This is a genomic window from Limnobaculum allomyrinae, from assembly GCF_016649425.1.
Classification (GTDB): domain Bacteria; phylum Pseudomonadota; class Gammaproteobacteria; order Enterobacterales; family Enterobacteriaceae; genus Limnobaculum; species Limnobaculum allomyrinae.
In genome coordinates, this window is sequence record NZ_JADRCR010000002.1 from 152,846 (window position 1) to 174,055 (window position 21,210).

The following is a 21,210-nucleotide window of genomic DNA, read 5'->3' on the forward strand; positions in this document are numbered from 1 at the left end:
TAAACGACACACCGGTTTTTTATTTTTATATTACGTTTAAATAAATTTCGTGTAAATTTTGTACTATAACTCGTTTACTTATAGGTACAGTAAATACTTTCATTTCACAAATATAGATACAGTATGTTTCGTTATTTTACGGAAATAGATACGGTATGAGTTCTTATTTTACGGAAACGGATTCAATAGGTTAATTAGGATGTGTTGTATATTTTATAGTGTATTTTTTGCGTGTTTTAAATACGATGTGTTGTAAATGAAATATATTGAATCAACCATTACCATTAATAGGGGAATTCTTGCTTGAGAGGGTTAAAATCCTTATGCTACTATGCATCATTACTTAATTTATTGGGTTTGAATGTTGATATCATATTATTAACATTGATGTCATTTTTATTAACCTACAGCCTGATTGATAATTGAGTTATAGGACGTTTATATAGATTCATGGATGAGTTTGAGTATGTTTTATTCTCTCAGTATGGCTATAGGCAGTATTGCCGTAGACATAAACTCTACCGGAACTACTCTGGGAAGGCCGTTTTACACTGACAAATGGTAACAGTAATATTGAAAATCATATGAGCAATAGATGATTTCAATATATTGAAGCCTGGCCTTTTATTATTTGTTACCCATCTTGGGTTATTGTTGTATTCGTTAAAAGTAATAACAACTTATTTCTTTATTATGTATGAAATATTGTTGTTTATTATTCTGTTGTTTTTTAATTAATGTCTTAATAGCTCTGTTATTTCTTATCAGAGTTGTTTTTAGACAATGTATATCTATTTTGTTTTATATCAGGCAAATGACTCAGGTTGCTATCTGAATCTATTCATGTGTCGAAAAAGGACGATTTAATTAGGATTATTAGGATGAAAAAAAGACTCGACAAGCAAACCAACGGTAATTATAGATTTAATTCTCTTCATAAAGCCATTGTACTCTCCTTCCCGGCGGTATATCTGGGCTTTTCAATGAGTGCCATTGGAGCACAAACGCTGACTGAAGGTCAGGATATTTATGCCAATGGTTTGAATATCGGTGCATATGATTTAGTGTTAGGTGGCGATGTCACATGGAATAAGTCGTTTAAGATCGATGCCGCAGAGAAATCGACTATCGTTATTGATGGTAATGGCAAGGTTATTCACATTAGTACTGACGATGGACAACGCCTGTTTGATATCAACGAAAAGCTTGATTCAATTTCTATTAAGAATGCGACGATTACGGTCGATCCATTCACCGGCGCACATTCAACACTAATTAAGCTGGATTCATCAAAAACTACGCTTAACCTGAATCTGGAAGGGACAACGTTCCTGGATATCGGGCCAACTAACTATACTTCAGGCTCTTCAGCAGACTACGGCCCAATCCTGTCAATTCGTGGCGGTACGGGTTCCGTGATGAATATTGACAGTGGTACCGAAGGCTTAGTATTTAAGGGTAACCACGGACTATGGGATCAACCAGGTGCAGTAGGTCTTTACTCTGATAACGTAATGAATTTTAACGGTAAGGTGACTTTTGATAGTAACTGGACCGGTAACTACGGTGGCGCTGTAACCGTATATGATACAGATGGCAGTGTGATGAATTTTAATGGCGAAGCCAATTTCATCAATAACCATTCTTCTGTTTTTGGTGGTGCTATCGATTCCTGGGGTGGTGCTGCGACCCTGACGTTTAACGGACCAACCAATTTCACCGGCAACTATGTTTATGGCTCGACGGTAGACACTTATGAATATCCAAACCATGTTAATGGGCAGGATTCTCGTGGTGGTGCGATCAATATCGGTTATTTGAACCCAGGTTCTGCTGGTGTTGTTTTGGATTTCAATAATGCGGTTACCTTCAAGAATAACTTTGTAGTTGAAACCAAAAATAATCATGATGCATTGGGTGGCGCAGTCAGCGCTTACGGCAATGGTAGTAATTATAACTACTTGATGAACTTTAACGGAGCGACCACTTTTGATGGTAACTACGTTTATTCATTAACCGGCGATGCTTATGGCGGTGCGATTTATTATGATGCCGGTAAGAAGGCAGTATTAAATCTGGGCCCTGGCTCAACGGTTACTAACAACGTAGCGAAAACACTGGGTGGTGCTATCTATCTGGAAGGCGGAACCATCAACCTGAATGCTAACGGTGGCGATATCGTATTCCAGGGCAACCGTCAGGGCGCAACCTTTACCGATATCGGTGGTGGTATTTATGCACCGGTAGCCGGCACGGGCGATCCTAACGCTATTTATCTGGGCGGTTCAGGCAGCCTGAATATGGATGTTGCTGCCAGCAACCTGATCCATTTCTATGATCCAATTGCCTCTGTCTCCAGCGCAACCATGGAAATCAATAAAACCGGTGACGGCGAAGTGATTTTCCATGGCAACAGCAGCAACCCGGGTGATGCGTTATACAACTCTGATATTAAAAACAACACCAACGTTAACGGCGGGAAATTTACGTTAGTAGATGGCGTTAGCTACGGTAACGTCGGTTTTGGTACTTTCGCGGTTAATGATAAAGCAACCCTTCAGGGTAATGATAAAACGACGCTGACGGCTAAAGGCATTAATATCAACGCCGGCGGTACCGTACTGACTAACGGTGTGTTTAATCTGACAGCAGGTGCTAACAATGTGGTTTCAACCGCAGGTTTGTTCACCGGTTCAGGTACCCTTGTTGCTCCAGTGATCTCTTTAAGTAACAGCGCGGCAAACATTACTGTTGCAAATATTGAATCGGGCAAAGAGCTGGTTATGGATGCACTGCTGCAAGATGCAGGTTCATTCAATAAAGCCGGTGATGGTACGCTGGTACTGACCAAAACTAACACCTTTACCGGTGCAACCACCATTGACGGCGGTACGTTGAAAGCAAATATCGTTGATATTATTGCTGCCAGTTCCGGCTTGACAATGACCGCAGGCGTATTTGATCTGAATAACTTTGATCAAACGGTAAAAAGTCTGAGTGGTACCGGATCTATCACTATGGGTACCGGCAACTTAACGGTTAAAGACACGGATACCACTACCTATGACGGTATTATTAGTGGTAACGGTAGTCTGACCAAAGACGGTTCAGGCTCACTGACACTGACGGCTGAAAATACCTATCAGGGCGGCACCAATGTTAAGGCCGGTACTTTAGTTGCGACACAAAGTAAAGCCTTAAGCAGCGGCGACATCGCTAACAATGGCACATTACAGCTCGATTTTGCTAACGATGAAGTATTAGCTAATGCGCTGTCTGGTACAGGCGTACTGAATAAAACCGGAAGCGGTAAAGCGACATTAACCCATAATGGCGGAAGTCAGGGTGATGTTAATGTAAAAGCCGGCACACTGCGCTTTGAACAAGCAGGTGATTTCAAAGCTGCTAACGTAACCAGCGATGCTCAGGCAACGTTATCTATGGCTGCTAATACTACTCTGGCGGTTGCTGATAAATTCAAAATCGACGGTAAGTTTGATGTGGCTGCCGGTAATGCAGCTTCTGTCGTGACAGCAAAATCAGCTGAAATTGGTAGCGGTGCAACCTTTAACCTGTCCGGTTACAGTGTTCCAGCTACTATGAGCAGCAAAGAGCTGGGCGGCAATCAATTCCGTGTTATCACTACTTCAGCAGCAGGTAAACTGACGGGCGATTTCAAATCAGTTTCTGTAGGTGGTGCGGCCAGTGAAGTGGATTATCTGACGCTGACCCCAATTCATGACGATCAAAACTACAGTATTGGCCTGGGCCTTGCGTGGTATGCGGCTGAATCTCAATCACCTGAAAAAGCGCACGGTAGCTTTACTCTGGTTGACCAGAAAGAGTTCTTTGATTTAGGCGCCGTTCTGGCAGATGAAGCAGCTAATGCGGCAACTGGCTGGGATGGTAAGACTCTGACTAAAGCGGGTGAAGGTACACTTCAACTCTCCAGCGCAAATACCTATACCGGTGCAACGTTGATTAACGCAGGTACATTACGTGCCGGAAGCGCTGACATTATTGCCAAGAGTTCACAGGTAACCGTAGCAGATGCCGGAACCTTTGATCTGAACAGCTTTGACCAGCAGGTTAATAACCTTAACGGAGCAGGTAAAGTTACATTAGGTAGCGCAACGTTAACCACCACCAATGACGTAAATAATACCTTTAGCGGTGTGATCAGCGGTGCGGGTAACTTTGTTCAGGAAGGTAATGGTCAGTTAACCATCACTAACAGCCAAACTTATCAGGGTACTACCAACATTAATGCTGGTTACATGACTCTGCTGAATAATGCAGTGCTGGAAAGTAGCAACGTTACTATCGCCAAAGGTGCAGAACTGGGCGGTTACGGTGGCGTAAACGGTAGCGTAATCAACGATGGTTTACTGGCAACGGCTGATGCAGCTAACGGTTATGCTGCGGAACCTGCGGGTAACTTCACGATTGGTGGTAACTTCACCAACAACGGTGAAATTCGCATGGCCAGCCCGGATCCACGTAGCCAAACCATCGTCAAAGGTAACTACATTGGTAACAATGGTCTGTTAACCCTGAGTACTGTACTGGGTGGCGATAACTCTATTACTGATAAGTTAGTTATCTCTGGTGATACCTCTGGTACCACTAACGTAGTGGTGAACAACGCCGGTGGCGAAGGTGCTCAAACTAAGAAAGGCATCGAAGTTATTAGTGTTGGTGGACAATCAAACGGTCAGTTCACATTGGCTAACCGCGTAGTGGCAGGTGCTTATGAATACAGCCTGTATCAGGGTCTTCCGTATGAAGAAAACGGTAACTGGTATCTGCGTTCTGTTGGCCCAGAGAATAAACCACAGCTGCGTCCTGAAGCCGGTATCTATTTAAGCAACCAGTCAATGGCCAGCGTATTACAATCACTGACACTGTTTGATCGTCAGGGTAGCCAGTTCAGAAGTGCAGATAGCAGCACATGGGGTCGTATTATCGGTGGTCGTGTTGATAATAAAGCCGGTAATGGCGCTCTTGATACCAACAGTGATTACACCCTGATTCAAGTTGGTGGTGACTTACTGAGCTATACCGCAGGTGATACTGGTACTGTTGTTGGTGTGATGGGCAGTTGGGGTGATGTGGACTCTGATACCAGCAGCAATGCCAATATGAACGGTAAGCAATACAGCGCTACTGGTACGGTTGAAGGTTTCAGTCTGGGTATGTATGCGACCTGGTTTGCTGATGCTAAAGATCAGAAAGGTGCCTATGTTGACGGTTGGTCTCAGTATGGTTGGTACAATAACACCTCCAGCGGCGATTCAATGTCAACCGACAAGTATGATTCTACTTCGATGACATCATCACTGGAAACGGGCTACAGCTTTGTACTTAACGATAACGTTATGAACGAATGGCGTTTAATTCCTCAGGCCCAGGTTGTTTATAATGATTACTCAGCCGACAGTTTTGTTGATTCTGGTAAGACTAAAGTTGATGGCCAGAAAAATGATAACTGGAGTACTCGTTTAGGTTCTCGTGTAACGGGCAAAATTAAAGGTGAGAGTTATACTCATCGTCCGTTTGCTGAAGTTAACTGGTGGTACAGTCAAGACGGAGCTTCCGTTAAGATGGATCAGGATACTGTTAAGCAAGATATGCCGAAAAACCGTGCTGAGTTGAAACTGGGTCTTCAGAGTGAATTTGATAACAACTGGAGTACCACAGTGAGCGTAGGTGGTCAGGTTGGCGATCAAAGCTATCGCAGTATGCAGGGAGGCATTAACGTTCGGTACGCATTCTAATTAAAAACCGATAACGTAATGCAATGCAAAACGGCGTGTCATATGGCACGCCGTTTTTTTTACGTATATCAAACACCATACCTTTTATTTCCACCGGAAGTAATGCAATAGCGCCCACCCCGAGGCCCAATACAAATACGTCCCGAAGAGCATGGACATCCACTGTCGGAATAGTTAATCGAGCGGGATGCTGGCTGTGGTTTTGGTTGAGAACGATAAACCACCGGGGCAATTGCCTGCTTTTTATTGCTTATATAGCAATTATCCGTATTGCACAGTAAAGCAGAGGATACCCATCTGGCCGGTTCTGTATTGGGGGTTATTTTCGACCAGCTATCTCTTTGTTCGTGAACCAAGACTTTTTGCCCTTGCTTAAGTGAAGTGACGACTTTTCCATTAGGGGCTGTACGTACGTTAAGTTTTTCGGCATTCACATATTGGGTTACAGCCTGAGTTTCAGGTGATAATGGGGAGGTTTGATTCGATGATAGAGGCTGTGATAAAGCGATTGGTGGGGGCGGAGAAGATGGTTTATCTACCGTCGCTGGCTTCTCTGATTTGAAGAAGAACCCAACAACAGCAAGAACAATAAGGGTCACCATCAGGTTGCTACGTTTCGCTCTGGCCATGATCATCATTCCCTGAATAAAAACCATGTTATGGCATAAGGATTTCACAATAACTAGCTGTCAGAATTGCCAGATCTCTCGCAATAAAAGGGAGAGGTTTTAATTTATAGTAGTAGCTGCAATTAAACAGGTGAATAGCCACCTGCTTTACATGACCTCACAACGTTTAATCATCCTCGAATGTTCAATCATCAAAGGAGATCGTTATGCTGGAAAATGAAAAATTCTGTCTCTCCTGCAGCATGCCGCTGAGTTTTCCTGAAGCAAAAGGCCCCAGTGATATTTACTGTGCCTGCTGTACGGATAAAGATGGAAATCTGATTCTCTGGGAAGACGCAATAGCGGGTACTGCCGCTTATCTGGACAGCTGGCAGAAAGTGGGTCTGGAAGAGTCCCGTCGCCGGGCAATTCTTTACCTCTCCGCTATGCCAGCCTGGGCTGACCGAAAAGCTTATGAAGACTTATAATAACCCCCGGACTCTTAGCTTTTAGCCTTTTCCCTTGCTCTTGCTCTTGCTCTTGTCCTTCTTACTGAGTACTGGAAATCAGCTAAAGACGGAGAGAGGAGAGCACGACTGACAAGGATGTCAGTTGAGGTGCGCGTCTAAGGGCTTTTTGTTCCGCTGCCGCATGATAGCCGAGCAACGCTCTATACTATCTTGTGGACGAAATATTCCCCGCTTCAATCACTCACCATTTCCTGATCTATTCACTCAAAAACAACGCTTTTCTATCGTGCTATATCCCATTTCATAACGAATAACCAAACAAAATAACTAAATAATTATTAAAATATTAAAAAATATATCGTGAATATCAATATAAGAAGCACATCACAAAAACAAAACTATTCCCAAATTGTAAAAATGTATGTTGATATTTATCAATATGTAACTATTCAATAAGTGGGCAAACTTACCGCCGTAGTTTGGTACCGCGTTTAATCAAAATAGAAAGTGGCATCGTCGCCACTAACAGAAACGTTTATATAAGCCTCGCTTGAAGGAATTTTTATATGAATACGATGTTCGACACATTTTTTGATAGTGCTCACCAAAAATCGCTTACAACCAATAAAAAACAGGAAAAAACCACAGGGTTAACGAAGTCTGCGGTTGCTTTGGCTATTGCTGCGGCAACATTATCCATGTCCGGTGGTGCCTCTGCTGCCTATGTTGAAACAGGACAAATTGGCGATAAAACCAGTTGGGAAACCGAAGAATACAGTAAAGATTGGGGACTGAAGGCAATGAAAGCCTCAAGTGCCTATGCCTTAGGTTATTACGGACAAGGCGTCAGAGTGGGAGTAATGGATTCCGGAGCCTTGCTGTTTAAACACGCCGATCTGAACGGCGACCGCTTCCATGCGGTGCATGCTTCCGGAGTATACGGATCTTCCGGTTTACGCTATCCACAGGTGGCAACAGAAGGCCAGCAAGGTGCTTATGAAAAAGGAGAAGCATTTGATATCACTGGCGAATGGGTTCTCGGTCTTAACGACGGTCACGGTACTCACGTTACCGGCACCGTTGGTGCCAACCGTGACGGTGAAGGCATGCACGGCGTTGCCTGGGGTTCTGATATTTATGTCGGTAACAACGGGGGGACTGATAGCAACAACTATGGCCCATTCCAGGATTATCAGTACTTCTACACCGGTTGGAAAGCCATGGTAGATGCGGGTGCTGAAGTGATTAATAACAGTTGGGGAACCAACATCCGTATTGTTGATCGGGGTACCACCGGCAACGACAATGGTAATACCGGCGTTCACTTGCCGGCGGATAATATCAATCAGTCAGAATATGAGTATTTCTATTTCAACAAAATGTACGGCGATAACCCATCATTTGTTGATGCAGCTTACGATGCGGTAAAAGACACGTCGGTGGTGCAGATTTTTACCACCGGCAACCGTGATTTTGCTAACCCATTCTATCGTGCACTTTACCCCTATTTTAATCCGGAGGCTGAACAGCACTGGATTGCAGTGGCCGGGTTACAGCGTGTAGCCGGAACTGATAACTATGCACTGTCTTATACCTGGAACGAAGCCGGTGATGCCAAGTGGTGGACGGTGGTGGCTCCGGGCAGCGTTATTTACTCAACGACGGTAAATAGTACTACCGGTGAAGCAGGCTGGGGAAACTCATCCGGTACCTCTATGTCGGCACCGCATGTCGCCGGGGCGATGGGCGTTCTGTTGTCCCGCTATCAGGATATGAGTGCGCTTCAGGTGCGTGATGTGATGTTTACCACCGCCAACCACCTGAATCCGGACGGCAGCGTATTAAATGGCTGGACTGCAGCAGATGGCGTGCCGGATATTCGTTACGGCTGGGGTATTCCCGATCTGGATAAAGGGATGTACGGCCCGGGTCAGTTCCTTGGCAAATTCGAGTACAACATGGCGACTACCCCGCTGGATGTATGGAGTAACGATATCAGCCAGAAAGGGCTGGATACCCGTCAGCAAGAGGATCTGACGTGGTTGCAGGCCTATCAAACTCACGGAATTGCTGCCGGTGGTGACTATGAGTTGGGTGATGACTTTGTTGTCAGTGATGGCAATGACGATCCAACCGATCACATCATCGATCTGGCGGATGCTGAAAAATGGCGTCAGGAATATTACGATAAACGAGCCGCAGCGATTCAGGCCAAAATTGATGCGGGTCTTTATACCGCTTCACTGGTGAAACAGGGGGCAGGTACGTTGGTGATGACCGGTGATAATACTTATGCCGGAGGTACTACAGTAGAAGGGGGTTCCCTGTATGGCTTCACGGAATCATTTGGTGACGGCAAAGTGATCGTCAATGGCGGTAAGTTTGGCGTGATATCCAGCTATAACGACACCTTTACGCTAAAAGGTGAACTGGCATCGACGGAAAGCCACAAAGCCAATATCGAAGTAAACGCCGGTGGTACCTACGTGATCAGCGCCGAAGAAGATGTCAACGTAGGTGCACTGACCTTTAACGATGGCTCAATGATTACCGTAGGCTCCACTCGCAGAGACGTATTTAACGATGCCTATTTACATGGCATTACCGCAACGGGGAGTGTGACAGCGGATAGCTTAACCGATGCGGATAAAGCAATAATCACGCCGGACTATGCTTTCTTTAAGACCGATTTAGTGATTTCCGACAATACCATCAGTGCCACCTTCGGGCGCAATAACGATGTTTCATTTGCGACCTATGGCGATCACCGCAACGGTCGGGCAATTGCGCGCGCGATTGAGACATCCGGCGCTACGCCAGTGGCATCACGCTCCGTGACTCCTGCCGCTCTAAGTTCAGGTGGCCTGTACGATAAGCTGTTAACGGCAACCAAAGATGAGGTTCGCAATACCTTCAACTCCCTTGGCAGCGATATGTATCTGAATACGCGCAACGCCAGCATTGTTAACTCCATGACTACCACTCAGGTAGTTAAAGATCAGGCAGCAGGATCGGGCAATGGTCGTAAAGTGGAAATGGCCGATGGTTCTGCTCGCTTGTGGATGGCGGGTATCGGCAGTTGGTCTGAGGTGGATTACGGTCAGTCCAATATGGATGTGGATTTCTATGCCGCTCTGATTGGTGTGGAAGCGGACATCGCTGCCAGTACTAAGATGGGAATGTTCTTCGGTGCTGGTTCTACCAAGTTTAAAGGTGGGGTACATGGCAAAGTGGACAGCAATGATATGCACCTTGGTTTGTACGGTATTACCAACTTCGCAGAGGTCGCTTCACTGAGTTATGGTTTGATGTATACCCATCAGGATGCGGATGCAAAACGTAATTTAGTGGTGGTGAATGATATTGGTAGCAACTCGGTTTCTGCGGATGCCGATATTGCACAAATCTTCACTGAAGCTGCATATTTGGGACTGAATACCAATAGTTACTCTATTGAACCTCATCTGGGTTTCAGTTGGATGCATATCAAATCTGATGATTACACTGAAACTGTCAGCGATATGGCATTCAAAACCAAAGTTGACGATCAGGATCTGTTGGTCACCACCTTTGGTGTGCGCGGCGGCCTGCCGTTTACCGTTGGTGAGTTACCAATGACAGTGAAGGCCGATATCTATGGCATGCACTTCGCCGGAGATAACACCGCGGAGGCGACCATGTATCTTGTGGATTCCGGTGTAGCGAATATCAAGGGCGGCAAACTTTCGACTATGGCGGGAGCTGCTGTGGGTGTTGAAGCGCAAATAACCAAATCAGCTTCATTCGGGGTGTCATATACCGGAGCCTACAACAGCGATATCACCTCAAATGGTGTTTACGCTAAGTTGAAAATTGACTTCTAAAACTTAACCAATTCGATTCACGTATGGCGATTTAATCTCTGTATGTGAATCGAATTAATTGCCTTGTCCGGTATGTTTTGATAGCGCAATAGTTTGGTTATCTCCGTATCCATCATGAATATACAGCATGACAGGAATCGAGTAACACCATCCACTGGCTTTCCACCAACATTCAGCAAACCATGTTTTCAACAGGTTTCCCATAATATCTAATCCACCAAATTCATCGTCAGTGGAATATTGTTCATCAAACGGCTTAAGACCAGGAAGATAATCAGCAATTTCCAGCGAACGACCGGGAAAAATTGAAAGATCAGAGGAGTCCACGCGATTATTTTTTCCCTGATAGTAAATCCAAAAAGAGGGGGCGGCGATACCATCTTGCTCCAGAAATATCTGAACTTCTGCACGGTCGACGTTTTCGGTTATTGGCTGTGTGAACAGCTCAGTTAATCTCTGGATCAGGAAAAGCGAGCAATTTTCTAAACTGCGTCGATAATGGCGAGCAAACTGTTCCGGTGTCAGACCAAAGGGCACCATAGGAATGATTCTCCAATAAATGTGAATGGTAGTAATTAATAAAGTCTATCAGCAAGTTAGCCCAATATTTCTAAATCTACAATTGAGTATTCTTATCTCAGTTTCTCACTAAGAAAGTCCACCCATACTCTAACCTTTGGCGACAAATGCCGGTTCGACGGCCAAATCAGGCTAAACCGAGTGGGGCCCTCAATATATTCATCCAGCACGGTACACAGGGTTCCGTTACTTCGCGCTTCCGTCACCATAAAATCGGGAATACAACCAATGCCAAGCCCGCCAATAGTAGCAGAGCACAGCGCATCAACATTATTGCAGGTGAGGGTATGTTTCATTCGCAGTGCGTGTTCATCATCCGGCGTTTTTAATGGCCAGCGCTGCATTCTGCCGCTGTTGGGGAAACGAAACCGAATAGCACTGTGTTGTTCAAGCTCCTGCGGACTGATGGGAGTCCCATAACGTTCAAGGTAGTCTGGTGAGGCACAGAGAAGTAACTGAAATGAATACAGCGGTCGGGCCATCAGACGAGAGTCCGACAGTTCTCCTCCTCGAATAGCCACATCGATTCGCTCATCAATCAGATCAACCATTCGATCGTTAAAGTCTAATTCCAGTTCTATTTCCGGATAGCGCCGGATGAATTCAGGCAATACCGGTAGCAGCAGATGGTAGCTGACATTGGGGGCACTAATACGTAGTACCCCTCCGGGCACTTCCTGAGTTTGTGTCAAAGCGGCATGAGCATCATCCAGATCGTCGAGGATCCTACGACAGCGTTCAAGAAACAGAGCACCTTCATCGGTTAGACGAATACTGCGGGTAGAACGCTGGAACAGGCGAACCCCAAGCTGTTGTTCCAGCCGGGTGACGGCTTTACCTACCGCCGAGGGGGTTAGCCCCAGCGCCCGGCCTGAGGCAACAAAGCTACCCAGGTCAGCGGTGCGAACAAAAGCATTAAGCGCACTTAGCCTATCCATTTTTGTTCCCCCTTTGTTGTTCTATTCGAGCGTTTTATTCCATTATATATGGAAACAAGTGCTGATTATTATTGAATTAGAGAAAGTTATAATATCAACCTGTTTTCAAGGTCGCCGCGATAACGATGCAGCGACTATCCAAACCGCATAAGGAGACCCTCTTGCAAACTCTACTTCCATTCGATCAGGCGGTTCGCGCTCGCCACTCTGTTCGCCATTTCCTGGCTAACCCTTTGCCTCAGGATACGTTAACCAGCATTGTAAGTGATGCTCAACTGGCTCCCTCAAACTGTAATACTCAACCGTGGAATGTTCATATTGTCTCTGGTGCCAAAAGAGAAGCCTTGAGCCAACGGCTATTACAGGCGGATGAACAGGGTTTGCACTCTCCCGATTTTAGTTTTGATATGCAGGCATTTGGCGGTGCTTATGGTGAAAGAAGAAAAGAACAGGGCAAAGCTTATTACCAATCTATCGGTATTGCTCGTGACGATCTGGAAGCCAGAAAAGCGGTAGTAAAAAACAACCTGACATTTTATGGTGCACCTCATGCTGCTTTTCTGTTTATGCCATCGTTTGGCGATAACGTACGCACTGCCGGTGATATTGGTATGTATGGACAAACTTTTTTACTGTCACTGGCGGCCCGGGGCTTGGCGGGTATTCCACAAACCATACTGGGTTTCTATGCTGAAACTATTCGCGAGTTCCTGAATATATCGCCAGAATATAAATTGCTGTTTGGTATCTCATTTGGTTATGAAGACCAAAATGCACCGGCCAATCAATTTAAAATGGGGCGTGCACCTCTGAATCAAAGTGTTACTTTTCATGATTAAGCCAGAAGATGACGGATATCGGTATAAACAGTAATCATATAAACTGAATATATTGATAAAATTATCAATTCTTTCGGGTATCAGTCACGGATATTCCTGTTGGATAGCTTAATATACTGAACTCACCCATTAATCATTGATGACATTAATAGGGTGAGCTAATTTTCATGGCTGATTAATGAAATACATATAATAAATATGAATAACACTAACTATTAGGTATATATACATGATAGTTGGCGATTATATTTTATCTGTAATTTTAATTTTTATTATTTGATACTCAATTCATTTTAATTGTAACTAATTTATTTATAACATTATTTCACTTTCATTGGTATTGAAGTCATTGATTGTGATGATGCGCTATTTGGTTAACTTATCTTTATTTGATCTGCTATAACTAAAATATATTGGAGTTGTGGTTTTATAATCATTAAAACACATTTGATTTGTTACTGTATTGAAAAAATGAAGTGAAGAGTCGCTCTGTAACTTATCAAATAGTTGTGACTAAATTCACAAGGCGTTAGCCGTTGATAATTTAAACCTTATATTTAGTATGGTTATAAAAAGAAAGAGGCAAGATGCACCACTTAAGTACGGATATTTGTCATTATTTATACTCGTTAGCCGATGAGCAGAATGGTAAGAATGTTTCTCTTGAGCTCAATGGCGTACCGACTTTGATTATTCAAAACAGAGAGGATGCCGAGTATGTTTTACGCCGTAACTATGAGAACTATGAAAAAAACATGGCATGGTTCAAACAGGCTTTGGGAGCATCACGTTTTTTTGAAAATGGTCAGATCTGGAAGCTGCATAAAAATTTAACCCAGCCATTTTTAAATCGTTTTGATGACAGGCAAACGGTCAAACTCTCTATTCACCATGCACAGCGAGGGTTGGCGCAGCTAATTGATAACAGTCGCGCCGGGCAGACAACGCTGGATGACGGCATATTTCGTCACATGGCCATGGCGGTATTTCTTGAGAGTTTCTTCCCGGTTTCACTGGAAGAGTCCGGCATGAATATTGATAACATTGCAGAGTTGATGGAATTTAGCTCGGAATTCTCTTTTATACCGGCAGGTACACTGAATACTCAACACCGGAGACGGCTGGTTAAACTACGGGCACTGCGCCAACAGGTTAACGCAGATCTGCAAATATTCAGAGATCCCAAATATACCAACCCGCTATTAGAACGTATTCTTAAGGCGGAAGCCGAGCCGGAAAATCAGGTGATACTGGAAGATGAACTGATGGCGTTTTTAGCGGCAGGTTCAGAGTCAACGGCGGCGACGATCGGCTGGGTGTGTTACCTGCTTGCGAGCTACCCTGAACAGCAAGAAAAGCTTTATCAGGAAGTGATAAATCATCCTCATCCGACTAACTGGCAACAGCTGAGCCAAATGCCGGGGTTGATGACCTTTATTTCTGAAGCGCTGCGCCTGTATCCACCAATACCTATCATTATTCGGCAGGCATTAGGTAAGGATAGAATTGGTGGCGATGAAATCAGCGAACGACAAAATATTATCATTTCGTTTATTGGTATTATGCGCAACCAAAACATCTATCAGAGCCCGGCTGAACTCAACCTCAGGGATGACAATAACTCTCCCCTAAATGATAAAGAGAGCGGTATTGGTATCTCATTTAGCCACGGGCCTCGCATATGCGGAGGTAAAGATTTTGCGCTGGTTGAGCTGGCAGGATTTGTTCATACTTTTCTGAAACAGGCTTCATTTACGTTGACTTCTGATTTACCTCCACGCTTCTACTGGAAGTCTCAGATGATAAACCAGGGCGGGCAACCGGTTCGGGTTACGCCGCGTCCGGTTTAAAAAAGTGACCGAATACAAACATAAATAACCCCCGTCGAGTTTGTCCCGGCGGGGTTTGTTTTAAATCAGAGTCCGGTCAGCTTTTCCAGCGCTTCAGGATAACGTTCACCAGTCAGTTCAACTTTTGCAGCCGCACTATCGATTTCTTGCAGATCGGTGGTACTGAGCGTCACATTAGCCGCGCCAATATTCTCTTCCAAACGTTCCAGTTTACGGGTGCCAGGAATCGGTGCAATCCATGGTTTTTTCGCCAGCAGCCAGGCCAGCGCAATGTGCGCCGGAGTCAGACCTTTTTGCTGTGCGATATCCTGTATCAGCGCGATAAGTACCTGATTGGCTTTCAACGCCTGTGGGGTAAAACGCGGCAGGGTATTGCGGAAGTCGCTACTGTCGAACTGGGTATTTTCATTAATTTTGCCGGTAAGGTAGCCTTTACCCAGTGGGCTGTATGGCACCAACCCAATACCTAACTCTTCCAACAGGGGTAAGATCTCCTGTTCTGGTTTTCTCCACCACAGTGAATATTCACTCTGTAATGCTGCGACGGGCTGAACCGCATGCGCACGGCGAATCGTTCCGGCACCGGCCTCTGACAGACCAAAGTGCTTCACTTTACCTTCTTTAATCAGATCCTGAACCGCACCGGCCACATCCTCAATGGGGACATTGGGGTCAACCCGATGTTGGTAAAACAGATCGATAACATCGGTTTTCAGGCGTTTAAGTGAGGCTTCTGCCACTTTCTTAATGTGTTCAGGCCGACTGTTAAGGCCAATCCATCGTGGGCCACCATTAGGGTCGGGCTGAAAACCAAATTTAGTGGCAATCACGACTTTATCCCGCAGCGGTGATAGTGCCTCTCCCAATAGTTCTTCATTGGTATAGGGGCCATATACCTCAGCGGTATCGAAAAAGGTCACGCCGAGGTCGACGGCTTTATGCAACAGGGAGATCATCTCCTGCTTGTCCGTTGCAGGGCCGTAGCCGAAGCTCATTCCCATACAGCCTAAACCAATAGCAGATACTTCCAGACCAGTGTTACCCAGTTTACGTTTTTGCATTTTATCTTCTCCTGCGATGAGGGGGACTAATCATGTCGGTGACAGAAAGGTAACAAATGGTCAGCCTGAGGATTAGATAGATAAATGCGCATGTGTATATGAATTGAATTCATCAATCGATATAGTGAAGCAATATCAACGGATAAATAGCCGGGTGTACGATGCTAAAAGAGAATTTCAACGATCTGATCTCATTTTTGGTGGTCGCCAGAGAGCGGAGCTTTACCAAAGCGGCGGCTAAATTGGGGGTATCACAATCTGCATTGAGTCATGCTATTCGTGGGTTGGAGGAGCGGCTGGAGATACGCCTGCTAACGCGTACTACCCGCAGCGTGGCACCAACCGAAGCGGGTGAAAAACTGGTGGAGAGCCTGGAGCCAAAGTTTGCTGAAATTGAAAATGAACTCAATGCGTTGAGGGATATGCGTGAACGTCCGGCCGGGAATATTCGTATCACTGCCGGAGAGCATGCGGTTGATTCTATCCTTTGGCCGGTGCTTCGTACTTTTCTGGTGGAGTATCCGGATATTCATGTGGAGATCACCGTCGACAACACATTGACCGATATTGTTGCCGGACGCTTCGATGCCGGTATTCGCCTGGGTGAGCAAGTAGCCAAAGACATGGTAGCCGTACGCATCGGGCCGGATGTCAGGCTGGTGGTCGTGGCTTCTCCCTCTTATCTGGAAAAGTATGGTATTCCCACTACGCCGCAGGATCTGCAAAATCATCGTTGTATCAATATGCGCTTGCCGACAATGGGCGGCCTTTATGCCTGGGAATTTGAAAAACAGGGGCAGGAGTTAAAAGTGCGGGTTGACGGACAGCTTACATTTAACACGCTGCGCCAGCGTATTGAAGCGGCGGTTATTGGTCTGGGGATCTCTTTTGTTCCTGAAGATTCGGTCAAATATGAAATTGCTAATGGCAGTTTGATTCGGGTGCTGGATGAATGGTGTGCGCCTTTCTCCGGTTATTATCTCTATTATCCAAGCCGCCGACAGCATACCACTGCTTTCTCATTGCTGATCGAGGCGTTGCGCTATAAGTCGTAGATTACTTAAAAAATAGTGGGGCAGTGTCGGTTTGGTACAATCTTATTCACTGAACAAACCATACAGTTAGCGAGTCATCACTAATATGGAGATAGCTCAATGACTGATGTATTTAAAGCAGCGTTTATTTTTACTGCACCCGATGCGGATCCACAAACCAATAGCGCGTGGGTGAAAACGCCAAAGATTCACCTGAAAACTATCGCTGTCAGCAGCTACCAGCAGGCTTGCAATCTGTTAGATGAATTGCATCAAGAGGGGATTAGTGCCATTGAATTATGTGCCGGATTTGGTCATCAGGGTGTAGCGCGTGTGGTTGAGGCTGCCAGAGGGCGGATGCAAATCGGCGTGGTGCGTTTTGATACCCATCCGGGGTTGGGATTTCGCAGCGGAGACAGTCTGGATGAACAGACCGCAATGGCCAATGCTAACCGGGCGTAAGCCAATATGCTGAGGCAAACCGCAGAGCCTTGTAATGCGCTATCCCCGTGGATAGCGCGTTACTGGCATTGGCATTTGCCAGCCAGTGTGGCATTGCCGGAACTGTTTCCCGGAACCGGCGGTGAGTTGCTATGTAATTTGGGTGGAAATCTGCTGCTGGATGTTATGGCTGCCGAGAGCGGCATTATGACTAGCCGCTATCTGGTTAAAACGGGGGATATGGTGCTGCTTAGCCCACGCCGTTGCCGTCTGCGGCTAAGTTCAGCCGCAGGGCAGCCAGATATCAGGTTTATTTCGGCGCGCCTGCGCTGCGGTACGACATTCCCGCTGTTTGGCTTATCGCTGGAAGAATTGAGTGATAACCCGCTATTTTTAGCTGATATTCGATTAAAGCACCCGACACCACTGCTGTTGGGCATTCCTTTTATCAGTCAGGTTTACCGGCTGGAGCGCTGGTTGGTACAGATGCTGGGGGATAGCCTGATGCATCTTCCGCATATGACACTGGCGGCGAATCGTCTCTATTATGGCGAGCATGTCTCTACGGTTCGTGAAGCGCTGGCACTTAACCCTCGTACTATGGAACGGCGTATTCGTCACTTTATTGGCGTTGATGCCCGCTACTTCTGCCGCACTGCACGTTTCCAACATACTCTACGCCAGATATTGGCCGGACACCCGGTGCTGGATAGCGCTCTGGAACAGGGTTACACCGACCAACCTCACTTTATTAAAACCTGTCGTTTTTTTACCGGCCTGACGCCGGGAGAGCTGTTTACTGCTGAGCATCAGGCGTTGAATTATTATGTGATGACGGATGACTAAGTGGATGGTGTAGCGCATATACCATTAGTCGATATTATCGGTTTGTCTTTGGTCTTTGGTCTTTGGTCTTTGGTCTTTGGTCTTTTGTTTTTCTATCAGAGCACTGGAATTCAGCCGACAACTGAGAGAGGGTAGCACGCCAAACAGGGATGTTTGGCGAGGCACTGCTTCGCCTGGAGCGAATCAGTGTCGGTGTGTAAGCCCGAACGAAGGCGGAGGGAAGTCGCCGTCAGGCGACCTGGATTCGGGTGCGAAGGCGCGGGGGTGCAGGGGGCGTTCGCCTTTTAACGCCCCTTGCTCGGCCACTTGCACAGTTGGTGAGTTGAGCACTGAACTATTAGTGGACGAAATTTACTCAAGCTTTAACTATGGGCATTTTAATATATTGCTTAACCCAAAAAGAAAATCACTGTCAGCACTAAAAATAACGGTATCAGAATTCCAAACGACCACTTCATATAGCCAAAGAAGCTTGGCATTTTAATGCCGCTTTGAGTGGCAATACTTTTCACCATAAAGTTTGGTGCATTACCGATGTAAGTCAGGGCGCCCATAAATACGGAACCCATCGAAATGGCCAGCAGTGTTTGCTGCATTGGCCCCATCAGGGTTGCCGCATCACCGGCGGCTAAATTAAAGAACACCAGATAGGTCGGCGCATTATCCAGAAAGCCAGATAATGCACCGGACAGCCAAAAGTACATGGCATTAATTGGTGCCCCCTGAGGATCGGAAACCAGCGAGACTAAACCCGCCATATGGCCTTGGTGACCAGCGCGTAAAATAGCTAATACCGGGCCAATGGTGATAAAGATACCGGCAAACAGTTTGCCTACCTCCAGAATCGGTTCCCAGTTAAACTGATTGGAGGAACGTATCTGTTTGGCGGTCAGCATCATCGACAGACCAGCAATCACTAACAGCAGCAGGTCGCGGGCGATGTTTTGTAATTCAATATGCACACCCAGTACGCTGAACTCGATGCCCGGTTTCCAGAAGCCGGAAAGCAGCACGCTGGCCACCACGCCAAACAGCAGAATAAAGTTAACTTTACCGTAGAGGCGTAGCTTAGAGTCCGGCGTTGGATCTCGCGGTTCTATCTCATCTTCACGTTTGTAGTAATAGCTATCTACCAGATAAAACAGCGTCAGCAGCACCAGGGTACAAATCAGCACCGGCATGAGCATATGTCGGGCAGTCCAGAAAAAGTCGACCCCTTTCAGGAAACCGATAAACAGCGGCGGATCTCCCAGCGGCGTTAGCCCACCGCCAATATTGGCCACCAGGAAGATAAAGAAAATAATCACATGAACCCGATGCTTACGGTTGTCATTGGCACGAATTAATGGACGAATCAGCAGCATGGCGGCGCCGGTGGTTCCCATCAATGAAGCCAACAGTGCGCCAATCGCCAGTAACCCGGTATTTAATGCCGGAGAACCATGCAAATTGCCTTTCACCAGAATGCCACCGGAAACGGTAAACAGTGAGAACAGCAAAATAATAAACGGAATATATTCAGCAAACATAGCATGGGCAACCAGCCCCACGCTGTTATCCATGCCAAAAGTCATAGCGAACGGAATCAGAAACAGTATCGACCACAGGGCAGTAATTTTACCAAAATGATGGTGCCAGATAGTGGGAATAAGCAGCGGACACAAGGCGATGGAAAGCAAAATACCCACAAACGGGATCCCCCACGCCAGGCTGAGGCTTGAACCATCAATATCTGCTGCAAATCCGGCAATGGGGGTTAATAGCCCAAACAAAAGACATAATAATTTTAATTGTGATTGGTGGGACATCCGATGTTACTCCGATAGCGGACAATAATTCATTAAAATGGAAATGGGGTACGGCATAAAATTTAGTGATTCTGTTAACAAAGTAACGTAGTTTTATTTCTTATTATTAAGAAATACGCTGAGTTTGTAACAGAAAATCATAAAATTTATGGCTTATTTTTGACAACTCTTTATCTTTTTTCTTAATAATATAAATTTCACGGATAAGATTTCCTCCGCTAATAGGTTTTACTAAAATATCCGGATGTTGAAACATATATAATGTTAATTCAGGAAGAAAGGTAATACCGGAATTAGAGAGCAACAGGCCAAATAAAGTGCTCAACTGCTCTATTTCAATATATTCAACGCTTTCATTATTAATAATATTAACGTGCAACGATTGATAGATGCTGGTGGTTGGGCCAAAGCGGATAATTGTATTATTTCGGCTGATATCCTCTAACGTAATGACGGATTTTTTAGCCAGCGGATGATTCTTGTTAAACACGATGAAATACTTTTCAGTATGAATTTTATGGCTTTCAACGTTAGGATCTTTAGGCAAAAAACCAACGATCCCCAGATCTACCGCCTCATTCATTACTGCTGACACGCAATAGTCTGAAGGTAAATCCTTGACTTCAAAGGTCGCTTTAGGCTCGATCTGATTAAAGTATTCAATATAATCCGGCAACAGTTTCACGGTAATTGAAGGGAGTGCAGCAAGAGATATTTTAAATTGTTCGCTATTAATATGGTCATGCCAGCGCGACAGCCCTAAATTAAATTCGCGCATCATATCGGCGGCAATACTTTGGAATACGATACCGTCTGCGGTGAGTTCAACGCGTTTAGTATTGCGGTCAAATAGCCGAACACCCACTGCCTTCTCAATAGAGTAAATCAGATGGCTAAATGCCGGTTGCGAAAGGAATATAGATTCCGCTGCACGGGTGAAATGACGGTGTTCGCACAGGGCTAAAAAAGCCCTAAACTGTTTGATTGATAAATTCATAGGCGTTGTTTTCTCCTGGGCGTTATTATATATGCTATCTACCTTTCTTGTATTGTGATGGGTACCTCATTCCTATTTAATCAACCATTCATCTTTTGG

14 protein-coding genes are annotated in these 21,210 nt (G+C 45.4%); 8 read left to right on the plus strand and 6 right to left on the minus strand.

Features of this window, described 5'->3' with window-relative positions; all coding sequences use genetic code 11:
- Positions 1 to 881 precede the first annotated feature (881 nt).
- Positions 882 to 5,777: an autotransporter outer membrane beta-barrel domain-containing protein gene (locus tag I2494_RS05020; protein WP_218468203.1), complete on the plus strand. Its 4,896-nt coding sequence runs from the start codon at positions 882 to 884 to the stop codon at positions 5,775 to 5,777.
- A 68-nt stretch (positions 5,778 to 5,845) separates the two neighbouring features.
- Here I2494_RS05020 and I2494_RS05025 read toward each other — a convergent pair whose 3' ends face one another.
- Positions 5,846 to 6,406, minus strand: coding sequence for an SH3 domain-containing protein (locus I2494_RS05025; protein WP_218468204.1), 561 nt, complete (start codon positions 6,404 to 6,406; stop codon positions 5,846 to 5,848).
- Positions 6,407 to 6,612: 206 nt separating this feature from the next.
- Here I2494_RS05025 and I2494_RS05030 point away from each other — a divergent pair, with 206 nt between their 5' ends.
- Together I2494_RS05030 and I2494_RS05035 are read left to right on the plus strand one after the other, a co-directional pair.
- Positions 6,613 to 6,873: a hypothetical protein gene (locus tag I2494_RS05030; RefSeq protein WP_218468205.1), complete on the plus strand. Its 261-nt coding sequence runs from the start codon at positions 6,613 to 6,615 to the stop codon at positions 6,871 to 6,873.
- Between the two features lie 548 nt (positions 6,874 to 7,421).
- Complete coding sequence (locus I2494_RS05035; RefSeq protein ID WP_228350845.1) at positions 7,422 to 10,718, plus strand: S8 family serine peptidase; 3,297 nt, start codon at positions 7,422 to 7,424, stop codon at positions 10,716 to 10,718.
- A gap of 54 nt (positions 10,719 to 10,772) precedes the next feature.
- Here the strand turns inward: I2494_RS05035 and I2494_RS05040 are convergent, their stop codons facing one another.
- On the minus strand, positions 10,773 to 11,258 hold the full coding sequence (locus I2494_RS05040; RefSeq protein ID WP_218468206.1) for a hypothetical protein: 486 nt from the start codon (positions 11,256 to 11,258) through the stop codon (positions 10,773 to 10,775).
- A 92-nt stretch (positions 11,259 to 11,350) separates the two neighbouring features.
- A complete protein-coding gene (locus I2494_RS05045; RefSeq protein ID WP_218468207.1) occupies positions 11,351 to 12,235 on the minus strand; it encodes a LysR family transcriptional regulator in 885 nt (294 codons plus the stop codon).
- A gap of 161 nt (positions 12,236 to 12,396) precedes the next feature.
- Between I2494_RS05045 and I2494_RS05050 the strand changes: the two genes are divergently transcribed.
- The gene (locus I2494_RS05050) at positions 12,397 to 13,074 is read left to right on the plus strand and encodes a nitroreductase (RefSeq protein ID WP_228350846.1); all 678 of its coding nucleotides are present in this window, start codon (positions 12,397 to 12,399) and stop codon (positions 13,072 to 13,074) included.
- A 587-nt stretch (positions 13,075 to 13,661) separates the two neighbouring features.
- Positions 13,662 to 14,924 carry a cytochrome P450 gene (locus I2494_RS05055; RefSeq protein WP_218468209.1) on the plus strand — a complete coding sequence of 421 codons (1,263 nt, stop codon included), beginning with the start codon at positions 13,662 to 13,664 and terminating at the stop codon, positions 14,922 to 14,924.
- Positions 14,925 to 14,989: 65 nt separating this feature from the next.
- Here the strand turns inward: I2494_RS05055 and I2494_RS05060 are convergent, their stop codons facing one another.
- A complete protein-coding gene (locus tag I2494_RS05060) occupies positions 14,990 to 15,985 on the minus strand; it encodes an aldo/keto reductase (RefSeq protein WP_218468210.1) in 996 nt (331 codons plus the stop codon).
- Between the two features lie 161 nt (positions 15,986 to 16,146).
- Between I2494_RS05060 and I2494_RS05065 the strand changes: the two genes are divergently transcribed.
- From I2494_RS05065 to I2494_RS05075, 3 genes are all read left to right on the plus strand, one after another.
- Entirely contained in the window at positions 16,147 to 17,040 is an 894-nt protein-coding gene (locus I2494_RS05065; RefSeq protein WP_218468211.1) for a LysR family transcriptional regulator, read from the plus strand.
- 99 nt (positions 17,041 to 17,139) lie between these two features.
- On the plus strand, positions 17,140 to 17,481 hold the full coding sequence (locus I2494_RS05070; RefSeq protein WP_218468212.1) for a DUF6506 family protein: 342 nt from the start codon (positions 17,140 to 17,142) through the stop codon (positions 17,479 to 17,481).
- A gap of 6 nt (positions 17,482 to 17,487) precedes the next feature.
- Positions 17,488 to 18,306, plus strand: coding sequence for a helix-turn-helix domain-containing protein (locus I2494_RS05075; RefSeq protein WP_218468213.1), 819 nt, complete (start codon positions 17,488 to 17,490; stop codon positions 18,304 to 18,306).
- A 389-nt stretch (positions 18,307 to 18,695) separates the two neighbouring features.
- On the opposite strand, the gene I2494_RS05080 is transcribed toward I2494_RS05075, so the two are convergent.
- Both I2494_RS05080 and I2494_RS05085 read right to left on the minus strand, forming a co-directional pair.
- Positions 18,696 to 20,114: a sodium:proton antiporter gene (locus I2494_RS05080; protein ID WP_218468214.1), complete on the minus strand. Its 1,419-nt coding sequence runs from the start codon at positions 20,112 to 20,114 to the stop codon at positions 18,696 to 18,698.
- 106 nt (positions 20,115 to 20,220) lie between these two features.
- The gene (locus tag I2494_RS05085) at positions 20,221 to 21,111 is read right to left on the minus strand and encodes a LysR family transcriptional regulator (RefSeq protein ID WP_218468215.1); all 891 of its coding nucleotides are present in this window, start codon (positions 21,109 to 21,111) and stop codon (positions 20,221 to 20,223) included.
- Between the last annotated feature and the right edge of the window lie 99 nt (positions 21,112 to 21,210).

What these genes read in the sequence shown, in the direction of transcription:
- I2494_RS05020 (WP_218468203.1), top strand. Translation starts at nt 882, where the DNA reads ATGAAAAAAAGACTCGACAAGCAAACCAACGGTAATTATAGATTTAAT.
- I2494_RS05025 (WP_218468204.1), bottom strand. Translation starts at nt 6,406, where the DNA reads ATGGCCAGAGCGAAACGTAGCAACCTGATGGTGACCCTTATTGTTCTT.
- I2494_RS05030 (WP_218468205.1), top strand. Translation starts at nt 6,613, where the DNA reads ATGCTGGAAAATGAAAAATTCTGTCTCTCCTGCAGCATGCCGCTGAGT.
- I2494_RS05035 (WP_228350845.1), top strand. Translation starts at nt 7,422, where the DNA reads ATGAATACGATGTTCGACACATTTTTTGATAGTGCTCACCAAAAATCG.
- I2494_RS05040 (WP_218468206.1), bottom strand. Translation starts at nt 11,258, where the DNA reads ATGGTGCCCTTTGGTCTGACACCGGAACAGTTTGCTCGCCATTATCGA.
- I2494_RS05045 (WP_218468207.1), bottom strand. Translation starts at nt 12,235, where the DNA reads ATGGATAGGCTAAGTGCGCTTAATGCTTTTGTTCGCACCGCTGACCTG.
- I2494_RS05055 (WP_218468209.1), top strand. Translation starts at nt 13,662, where the DNA reads ATGCACCACTTAAGTACGGATATTTGTCATTATTTATACTCGTTAGCC.
- I2494_RS05060 (WP_218468210.1), bottom strand. Translation starts at nt 15,985, where the DNA reads ATGCAAAAACGTAAACTGGGTAACACTGGTCTGGAAGTATCTGCTATT.
- I2494_RS05065 (WP_218468211.1), top strand. Translation starts at nt 16,147, where the DNA reads ATGCTAAAAGAGAATTTCAACGATCTGATCTCATTTTTGGTGGTCGCC.
- I2494_RS05070 (WP_218468212.1), top strand. Translation starts at nt 17,140, where the DNA reads ATGACTGATGTATTTAAAGCAGCGTTTATTTTTACTGCACCCGATGCG.
- I2494_RS05075 (WP_218468213.1), top strand. Translation starts at nt 17,488, where the DNA reads ATGCTGAGGCAAACCGCAGAGCCTTGTAATGCGCTATCCCCGTGGATA.
- I2494_RS05080 (WP_218468214.1), bottom strand. Translation starts at nt 20,114, where the DNA reads ATGTCCCACCAATCACAATTAAAATTATTATGTCTTTTGTTTGGGCTA.
- I2494_RS05085 (WP_218468215.1), bottom strand. Translation starts at nt 21,111, where the DNA reads ATGAATTTATCAATCAAACAGTTTAGGGCTTTTTTAGCCCTGTGCGAA.